The sequence below is a fragment of the Actinoplanes subtropicus genome, assembly GCF_000721705.1.
Lineage (GTDB): Bacteria > Actinomycetota > Actinomycetes > Mycobacteriales > Micromonosporaceae > Actinoplanes > Actinoplanes subtropicus.
In genome coordinates, this window is record NZ_JOJL01000057.1 from 30,424 (window position 1) to 39,543 (window position 9,120).

Sequence of the window (9,120 nt, forward strand, 5' to 3'; positions counted from 1 at the left end):
TGATGGGCACCGGGTTGCGGCGATGCACCAGGATGTCCTGGTGCCCATCGACGCAGTTGAGTTCCGGTTGCTCGGCCCGGTCGGCCTGTGGCGTGGCGGACGGCGGCTCGGCCCGGCGACCGCGCAGCAGCGCACGGTGCTCGCACTGCTGCTGCTCGACCTCGACGCGGTGGTGCCGACCACGAGGATCTCCGAAGCGCTCTGGTCGGCGTCGCCGCCCGCCTCGGAGCGCAACGCCGTCCAGGGCTATCTGGCCCGCCTCCGCCGGCTGCTCGCGGAGGCGTACCCCGCCGGCGAGCTGATCCGCACCGGGGCCGGCTACCGGCTCCGGGCCGATCGGCGAGACGTGGATCTGTACCGCTTCCGCGACCTCGTGGCGGAAGCGCGGAAGGCGGGGCCGGGCGACGACCCGCTCGAGGGGGCACTGGGACTGTGGCGCGGTCCCGCGCTGGCCGATGTGGCCGGCGAGTGGCTGCCGGCCACGGTGCGGCCGGTCCTGGACGAGGAGCGGATGGCCGCACTGGAGGCGCGGCTCGCCGGCGAGCTGGACCGCGGCCGGTTCGACCAGGCGGTGGGCCCGCTGACCGCCCTGGTCGCCGAGCACCCGCTGCGCGAACGGCCGGTGCTGCTGCTGATGACCGCACTGCACCGGGCCGGCCGCACCGGCGAGGCGCTCACCGTGTTCCGCGAGGCCCGGCGGCGGCTGATCGCCGAGCTGGGCATCGAGCCGGGCGACGACCTGGTGGAGCTCCACCAGCGATTGCTCGGCCAGGGCGGGCCGGTCCCGGCGCCCCCGCCCGTCCCGGGTGCCGAGCCGGTAATGCCGCGCCAACTACCCGCACCGATGCCGGGCTTCGTCGGCCGGCGGGCCGAACTCGCCGTCCTGGACGAGTTGACGTCGGGCGTCGCGGTCGTCTGCGGCCCGCCCGGCGCCGGCAAGACGAGCCTGGTGGTGCGGTGGGCGCACGCCGTCCGGGAGCGGTTCCCGGACGGTCAGCTGTTCGTCGACATGCTGGGCTTCCACCCGGGCCCGCGCCGGCCGGTGGCCGAGGCGCTGGCGCTGGCGCTGGTCGCGTTCGGGGTACCGGCCGAACGGGTCCCGGTCGCGGTGGACGCGCAGGTCGCCCTCTACCGCTCGGTCCTGGCCGGGCGGCGGGTACTGCTGATCCTCGACAACGTGGCCGACCCCGACCAGGTGCGGCAGCTGGTGCCCGGCGATCCCGGCTGCCTCGTCGTGGCGACCAGCCGGGACCGGCTCAGCGGCCTGGTCGCCCGCGACGGCGCCCGCCGGTTGACGGTCGACGTGCTGCCGCCCGGCGACGCCGTCGAGGTGCTGGCCGGGGCGGCCGGCCCGGCCGGCCTGGGCGACGATCCGGAGGCGGCACGGGAGCTGGCCCGGCTCTGCGGACACCTGCCACTCGCGTTGCGCATCGCCGGCGCCCGGCTGGCCGACCGGCCGCATGCCGGCGTGCGCGAGCACATCGCCGAGCTGACCGCGCGGGGACGGATGTCGCAGCTCCGGGTGGACGGCGACGACCAGGCCACCGTACGGGCCGCCTTCGACCTCTCCTATCGGGCGCTGACGCCGGCGGCCGGCCGGCTGTTCCGTCGCCTCGGCCTGGTGCCCTCGCCGGCCGGCCTTGCCCCGCCGGCCGCCGCGGCGCTGGCCGGCGTGCCCGAGCCGGACCTGGGACCGCTGGCGGATTCGCTGGCCCGGCTGCATCTGGTACGGGTCACCGAGCGGAACCGGCTGGCCGGGCACGACCTGCTCCTGGAGTACGCCGCCGAGCTCGCGGCCGAGCACGACGAAGCGGCCGACCGGGATGCCGCCGCGCATCGGCTGCTGCATTTCTATCTGCACAACGCCGACCGGGTCAGCGCCGACCTCAATGGACCGCCCCGGCTGGGATTGCCCCGGGAACCGGCGCCGGCGGGCGTGCCGATTCTGGAATTCGGCGACCACGCGCAGGCGCGGAAGTGGCTCGACGCCGAGTGGGCCAACCTGGTCGCGGCGGTCGAGTATGCCGCCGCGGCGGGCCGTCACCGGCTGGCCTGGCAACTGGCCCACGCCCTGCACCACGTGCTGCGGTTGCAGGCGCCGCCCGCGCAGTGGGAGGCGGTCGCGCGCACCGGGTTGGCGGCAGCCCGGCGCGACGGGGACCCGCGCGGCGAGACGGTGCTGCGGCAGAGCCTCGGGCTGCTCCGCTGGCGTACCGGCGACATCCGCGGCGCCCGCGCCGATTTCGAAGCCTCCGCGGAGCTGGCCGCCGAGGCCGGCTGGCGGGTCGGCGAGTCGGCGGCGCACTGCACCATCGGCATCGTGCTGGCCCAGCTCGGCCGGCCGGCCGCGGCGATCGACCGGTTCGAGCGGGCGGTCGCCATCGACCGCGAGCTCGGTGACCGCCGCGCCGAGGCCGGCTCGCTGATCAACCTGGCCACCGCCTGCGAGGAGGTGGGCGACCTGGCCCGGGCGGCCCGGCACAACGAGCTCGCCATGCCGCTGCTGCGCGACACCGGCCAGCACCTGGGCGCCGCGATCGCGGCCGAGAACCTGGCGACGATCCGGCGGGAGCTCGGCCGGCTCGAGGAGGCGCGGTCGGCGGCCGAGGAGTCGCTGCGGATCTCCCGGGAGATCGGTGGGGGCAACGAGGAGGCGGCCGCGCTGATCGCGCTGGGCCGGGTGCACGGCGAGGCCGGCCGGTACGAGACCGCCGAGCAGGCGCTGACCGCGGCCCTGAAGATCGCCCAGGAGCTGCCGGAGAGCCGGCTGACGGTGTCGGCGCAGACCGCGCTCGCCGAGCTGGACCTGCGCCGCGGCCGGCCGGCCGAACCGGCCGAGCGGCTGGAGCCCGCGCTGGCGCTGGCCGAGCGCACCGGCAACCAGCGGGGCCGGGTGGAGGCCCTGCTGCTGCTCGCCGAGTTGTCCGCGGCCGGTGGCGACTTCCCGATCGCCCAGGAGCACGCCGGCCGCGCGGTACGGGACGCCGCGGCGGGCGGGTACACGCTGCTGACCGCCGCCGCGTACGCCCGGCTCGCGGCCGCCCGTCTGGGCCTGGGCGACGCGGCGGGTTGCCTGGCGGACGCCCGGCGCGCACTGCGGGTCCAGCGCCGGGCGGGGCAGCGGCTCGCGTACGCCCGCACCCTGGTGACGATGAGCCGCGCCGAGGACCTGCTGGGTCGCCGGGCGCAGGCGGAGGCGCACCGCCGGAAGGTGGCCGAGCTCGTCTCGGAAACCGGTGCCGGGCAGGACTTTCAGTGGTCTTTCAGCGCCGATTCACGGCCCGGGGATACGGTGCCTGTCGATCTCTGATTGATCCACATCACTGGGGGCAGCGTGCGACACCTCCTGGCGCTCGGCGCCGCGGCACTGACCTTGTCAACGGCCATTCTCACCGGTGGCGCTGCGGTCGCCGCCGACCGAGGCGGTAGCGCCGCGGTCGCCGCCGGCCGAGGCGGTGGCGCTGCGGTCGCCGCCGGCCGGGCCGGAATCGTCGGCGATCCGCCGAACCCGTCGCCGTCGGCCGGGGCGAGCGGGCAGCCCAGGAAGCCGAGCCTCCCGCCGGCCCGCGCCGCGAAGCCGAAGCCGCCCGACTTCGGGCCACGCGAGCGGATCGTCAAGGCGTTCCGGGCCGGCCGGCTCTCGCTCGACGACACCGTGCGATACGGACTGGCGGCGCTGCAGTCGCCGGATTCGGTCCCGGCGCACCTGCGACCCACCGGAAAGATCAAGAATCCGCAGCAGTACCTGATGTACCTCTCGGCACTCTCGGCGACCGCGTCCCCCGCCGCGAGCAAGAGCCTGACATCGAGCGTCGCGGCCCCGGCGGTGGCCGACTCGGAGGACTACGACGACTGCGCCGCGCCGGACTACAGCTATCTCGGCAACACCTACGACTGCCGGGCGCAGGCCGGTGAGTTCCTGATCCTGTTCAACATCAAGAATGCCGACCACGACGGCGTCCCGGCGAAGTACAACGCGAACGGCCGCGCCACCGCCGTGCAGGACATGCTCAACGCGCTCTCGCTGGCCGCCGACGCCTACCGTGCCATGGGCTACACGCTGCCGGCCGACCCGGACAACCCGTACGTGCTGATCTATGGGGTCAACAGCATCGGGCCGCTGACCATCACGGCCCCGTTCACCGCGCCGACCGGACTCAACAAACGGCCGATGATCCTGGTGCCGGCCGACGCTCAGACCAAGTTCGACTACCTGCCCCGGCACGAACTGTTCCACGCCGTGCAGTACCAGTACTGGAACGACGTCTCCGGGGTCAGCCTGGACTGGATGGCCAGCTTCATCGGCGGCGACGACTTCGGCTCGATGAACTGGTGGATGGAGGCCACCGCGGAATGGGCCGCACACCAGTCGTACCTGCGGGAGCCCTTCGACCCGTACGGCCAGTCGGCCGAGTACGCGAGAAACGCCTGGATTCCGCTGAGCCACCCGGACGAGGCGCTCAACGAGTGGGGCGGTCTGGCGACGGGACCGCAGTACGGCTCGTTCCTGTTCGCCGAGTACGCCACGGAGCGCACCGGACCGAACTTCGTGCGGCAGACCTGGGAGCAGATCCGCGACCACGACTACAAGCCGATCGACGCCATCTGGCAGGTCGTCGGCGGCACCTACACGATGGAGTTGGCGGACCTGCTGCGGGACTACTACATCGCGAACTATCGGCTGGCCAAGGGGCAGGCCGGTCCACCGACGGACGACTGGACGAGGTTCGGCTATCAGGATCCGGACGTCGCGAAGTGGCGCGCCCTGATCGACGGCGGCACCTTCACGGCGGACGACGGCCTCGGCGGCGCCCGGCCGGCCCGTACGCTGCACAACCTCGCCGCGGGCAGCCACTTCGATCTGCACGACACGGTCCTGCCGGGCGGGGCGACCTACCACGACTTCTGGGCGGTGTACCACTCCGGCGACAAGGACTGTGACTACTGTTCCACGCTGCTGGTGGACACCACGAAGGACGCCGACCGGCGCTCGGCGCTCGTGGTCTGGTCTCCGTCGGCCGGGTACCCCACCATCGCGGACGTCAAGTATCCCGACTCCGGTGGTCTGATCAGCCTGTCGGGGTTCAAGTACCCGATGGTGGCCACGCTGGTCTCGGTCCGCACCCACCTCGACACCAGTTCCCAGGCCGCTGCGGGCGACCAGAAGACCCTGGACACGTACGTGGAGACCACCGCGCCGCTGGCCGAACGGTCCTGCACGCTCAAGGCGCCCGTGGTGCAGGGCGTCGACGTCGGCGTCGACCCGGAGAACCTCTTCAACTCGTACGCGGCGAGCACGCCCGACGGCTGGACCGGCGGCGACTCGACGTACTCGGTGAAGCTGCCGGATGGCCGCACGGTGTGGCTCTTCTCGGACACCTTCCTCGGGCCGCTGAACGCCGACGGCACCCGGCCCACCACGGCGCCGATCATCAACAACAGTTTCGTGGTGCAGAACGGCAGCAGCCTGACCACGTACCAAGGCGGAACGGCAGGCGCGCCGGCGGCCCTCATGGGGCCGACCTCGACGACCACCTGGTACTGGATCGGCGACGGCCACATGTCGGGCGGCAAGCTGCAGGTGGTGTTCCAAGAGTACAAACGCTTCGGCTCGGGCGCCTGGGACTGGGCGTTCAACCGCAACGTGGTCGCCGACTTCGACGTGAGCAACCTGCACGTCCCGACCCAGGTGCGGGACCTGCCGTCGGCCAGCGGGGTGGCGTGGGGCTCGGCGATCCTGCCGTCCAGCAGTAGCGGGGACGGGTACACGTACGTCTACGGCGTGGACGACTCGCCGATCAACAAGCAGATGCGCATCGCCCGGGTCAAGGGCGACGACCTGGCCGGCGGTACCTGGCAGTACTACACCCCGTGGGGCTGGTCGTTCCGCGAGCAGAACGCCCGGAACACGCTGACCGGCGTGGCCAACGAGTACAGCGTGACGCCGTGGGCCGGGCAGTTCCTGCTCTTCACCCAGGACAGCACGCAGGCGTTCAGCGGCCAGATCAAGGGCTACACGTCGTGCAACCCGTTCGGGCCGTTCACCAACGGGCAGCAGATCTACCGGATGCCCGAGCCGGGACCGTACGGCAGCTACTGGGACGGCGACATCATCGCCTACAACGCCCATGTGCACGCGGAATTGAGTTCGGGGAACACGTTCGTCGCGTCGTACAACGTGAACACGCTGGACAACAGCGTTTCCCCGAGCGGCGACATGTACCGGGATCCCGGCATCTACCGGCCGCGGTTCATCCGGTTCACGCTGGGTTAGACGGCGGGCGCCCGGTGCGGCCCCCCACCGGGCGCCCGCGGTTTTCCTCGCGGGCGCTACCTGGCCAGGAAGTGCCAGCCCAGCCAGAGCCAGGTCGCGAGAATGAGGAGGCGGGCCGACCGCCACCGCAGGGCCGCGGCCAGCGTGGCGGCAAGCGGCCGTACGCTCGATCCCGCCCGCCGGGCGATCAGGTCGGTCACGACGGCCAGGCCGAAGACCGCGGCGAAGATCGTGATGATGGCGGCGCGCGGCGTCATCGGCGCACCAGCCACAGCCCGGCGCCGATCCACAGCACGTAGCCGAGCACCCGGCCCGGATACGTCCCGAGCAGGGGATCGGCCAGAGTGCTCAGCGTCGGATGCGCCGTGTCGTCCGGCCCCAGCCGGAGGGCGAGTTCGACCGCGCCGCCAAGCGCGACGAGGGCGCACCACACGGCCGCCGAACGGCGGTCGACCGGCTCGGCTCGGCGCGGCCGGCGCCGGACGCCGACCCAGCACAGTGGTAGGCCGACGGCGAGGACGGCGCCGAGGGCCGGCCAGGTCAGCGGTCGGCAAAGCGCCGCGACCAGCGCATAGACCAGGACCGCGGCGACGGCTCCGGCGCGCCGGAGCCGGGTGCCGTTCGCGGTCGTACGCGCCGTGTCCACCCTCGTATTGTCGTACCCGCCACGTAGGTTGTCGGCATGACGGACTCCGACCGCATCCTCACCGAAGCCGGCTTTGCCGCCGCCGTCGAGCAGGCGCAGGCCGCCGCGAAGTCGTATTACGACACCGGCGACGTGCTGATGACGGACGCCGACTACGACGCGCTGCTCGACCGCGTCGCCGAGGCGAAGGCGGCCCATCCGGAGTGGGATGACCACGGGCTCACCACCCGGGTCGCGGCCGGCGTGTCCAGCGGCGGTGACGTGCGGCACCCGGTGCCGATGATGTCGCTCGGCAAGGTCACCGGGGAGGATGAGGTGCGCGCCTTCGTGGCGAGCCTCGGCGGCGACCCGTGCCTCATCGAGGTCAAGCTCGACGGCCTCGCGATCCGGGTGGAGTATGAGTCGGGCCGCCTCGCCCTGGCCGCGCTGCGCGGCGACGGCAGCACGGGGGAGAACGTGACCGCCCAGGTGCTGCGCGGCGTCGCCGGCCTGCCCGCCCGGCTCGGCACCGCCTGGACGGGCGAGGTCCGCGGCGAGGTCTACATGACCGTGCGCGACTTCGAGGAGGCCAGCGCCAACCGGGTGGCGGCCGCCGGCAAGCCGTTCATCAACTCGCGCGGAGCGGTGGCCGGGTCGATCCGCAGCGCCGACCGCACCTACGAGACGCCGATGACCTTCGCGGCGTACGACATCTCCGGCGATTTTCCCTCGCACCACGAGCGGATGCAGCGCGCGGCCGAGCTCGGCTTCGCCACGGCCGGGCGGCTCGCCACCGGCGAGATCCAGGTGGCCGGCGACGCCGAGGCCGCGCTCGCCGCCATCGCGGGCATCGGCGAGCTGCGCCGGGGCCTGGAGTTCCCGATCGACGGTGCGGTGCTCACCGCCGACCTCGAGTCGACCCGCCGGCGGCTGGGCTCCGGCAGCCGTACGCCGTATTGGGCGGCCGCCTTCAAATACCCCGCCGACACCGGCTCCACGGTGTTGCGCGACATCGAGGTGCGGGTCGGGCGTACCGGGCGGATCTCGCTGCGTGCCGTGCTCGACCCGGTCTTCGTCGACGGCACGACGATCACCTATGCGACGCTGCACAACCCGAAGTTCGTCGAGGAGCAGGGCCTCGCCATCGGCCAGACCGTCGCCGTGTGGCGGGCCGGCGACGTGATCCCGCGGGTCACCGCGCCGATCGGCGAGCAGCCGCACGGCCTCACCCCCTGGGCGCCGCCCGAGACCTGCCCGCAGTGCGGCGAGCCGTGGGACAAGTCCAGCCTGCTCTGGCGGTGCCACACCGCCTCGTGCAGCGCCACCAACGCGCTGGAGTATTGGTGCAGCCGCGAGGCGATGGATGTCGAGGGGGCCGGCGAGGCGCTCTGCGTCGCCCTGGTCAACGCGGGCCTGGCCAACGACGTGGCCGACCTGTACGCGTTGACCGAGGAGCAGCTGGCCGAGCTGCCGGTCGGCAACACCAAGGCCGGCGGTGTCGTGCTGCTGGGCAAGCTCAATGCGGCCAAGGTGATCGCGTCGCTCTCGCAGAGCAAGGGGCAGCCGTTCAACCGTGTGATCACCGGCCTCGGCATCCGGATGACCGGGCGCAGTGTCGGGCGCTGGCTGGCCGCCCGGTTCAAGACGATGGAGGCGCTGCGGGCCGCGACGGTCGAGGAGATCGCCGAGATCGACAAGATGGGGCTGATCAAGGCGCAGCATGTGGTGGACGGGCTCGCCGCGATGTCCGGCGTGATCGATCGGCTGGCGGCGGCTGGGGTGACCATGAGCGTTCCGTTGAGCTCGGGGGAGAAGCGGCTCGAGGGTAAGACCTATGTGGTCAGCGGGAGTGTGCCGGGGTATACGCGGACTACCGTGAGCGAGCGGATCGAGGAGTTGGGCGGGCGGGCCAGCGGGAGCGTCTCGGCGAATACCACGGCCCTTGTTACCTCCGAGACGACCACGACTAAGGCTACGAAGGCCGCCAAGCTTGGCATCCCGATCATCGACCCGGTCGAGTTCGCCCAAATGCTCGCCGGCTGACAGCGTCTGCCGGGCCGGGGCGGCGCGTGAGTGCCGCCTGTTGCTGTGCGTCGTGGGCCGGTCTGCTTGCCATGGCCCGGGGGTCTCTGGTTGCGGTGGGTGCCGCCTGTTGCGGTGCCTTGTGGGTCGGTCTGCTTGCCATGGCCCGGGGGGTGCCTGGTTGCGGTGGGTGCCGCCT

The 9,120-nt window shown here is 72.8% G+C and carries 5 protein-coding genes; 3 read left to right on the top strand and 2 right to left on the bottom strand.

Translation table 11 applies throughout. The features are described from left to right. The first annotated feature begins 40 nt into the window (after nt 1-40). Nucleotides 41-3,310, top strand: coding sequence for an AfsR/SARP family transcriptional regulator (locus IH26_RS0148970; RefSeq protein ID WP_169789935.1), 3,270 nt, complete (start codon nt 41-43; stop codon nt 3,308-3,310). A gap of 24 nt (nt 3,311-3,334) precedes the next feature. Continuing rightward, a complete protein-coding gene (locus IH26_RS0148980; RefSeq protein ID WP_030443189.1) occupies nt 3,335-6,274 on the top strand; it encodes a DUF6055 domain-containing protein in 2,940 nt (979 codons plus the stop codon). 56 nt (nt 6,275-6,330) lie between these two features. Here IH26_RS0148980 and IH26_RS0148985 read toward each other — a convergent pair whose 3' ends face one another. Next, complete coding sequence (locus IH26_RS0148985) at nt 6,331-6,531, bottom strand: DUF6186 family protein (RefSeq protein WP_030443190.1); 201 nt, start codon at nt 6,529-6,531, stop codon at nt 6,331-6,333. Beyond that, nucleotides 6,528-6,920 (bottom strand): hypothetical protein, encoded by a 393-nt coding sequence (locus IH26_RS0148990; protein WP_030443191.1) that lies wholly within the window; start codon nt 6,918-6,920, stop codon nt 6,528-6,530. The genes IH26_RS0148985 and IH26_RS0148990 overlap by 4 nt, the downstream gene beginning before the upstream one ends. A gap of 36 nt (nt 6,921-6,956) precedes the next feature. Between IH26_RS0148990 and ligA the strand changes: the two genes are divergently transcribed. Beyond that, on the top strand, nt 6,957-8,942 hold the full coding sequence (ligA, locus tag IH26_RS0148995) for an NAD-dependent DNA ligase LigA (RefSeq protein WP_030443192.1): 1,986 nt from the start codon (nt 6,957-6,959) through the stop codon (nt 8,940-8,942). The last annotated feature ends 178 nt before the right edge of the window (nt 8,943-9,120 follow it).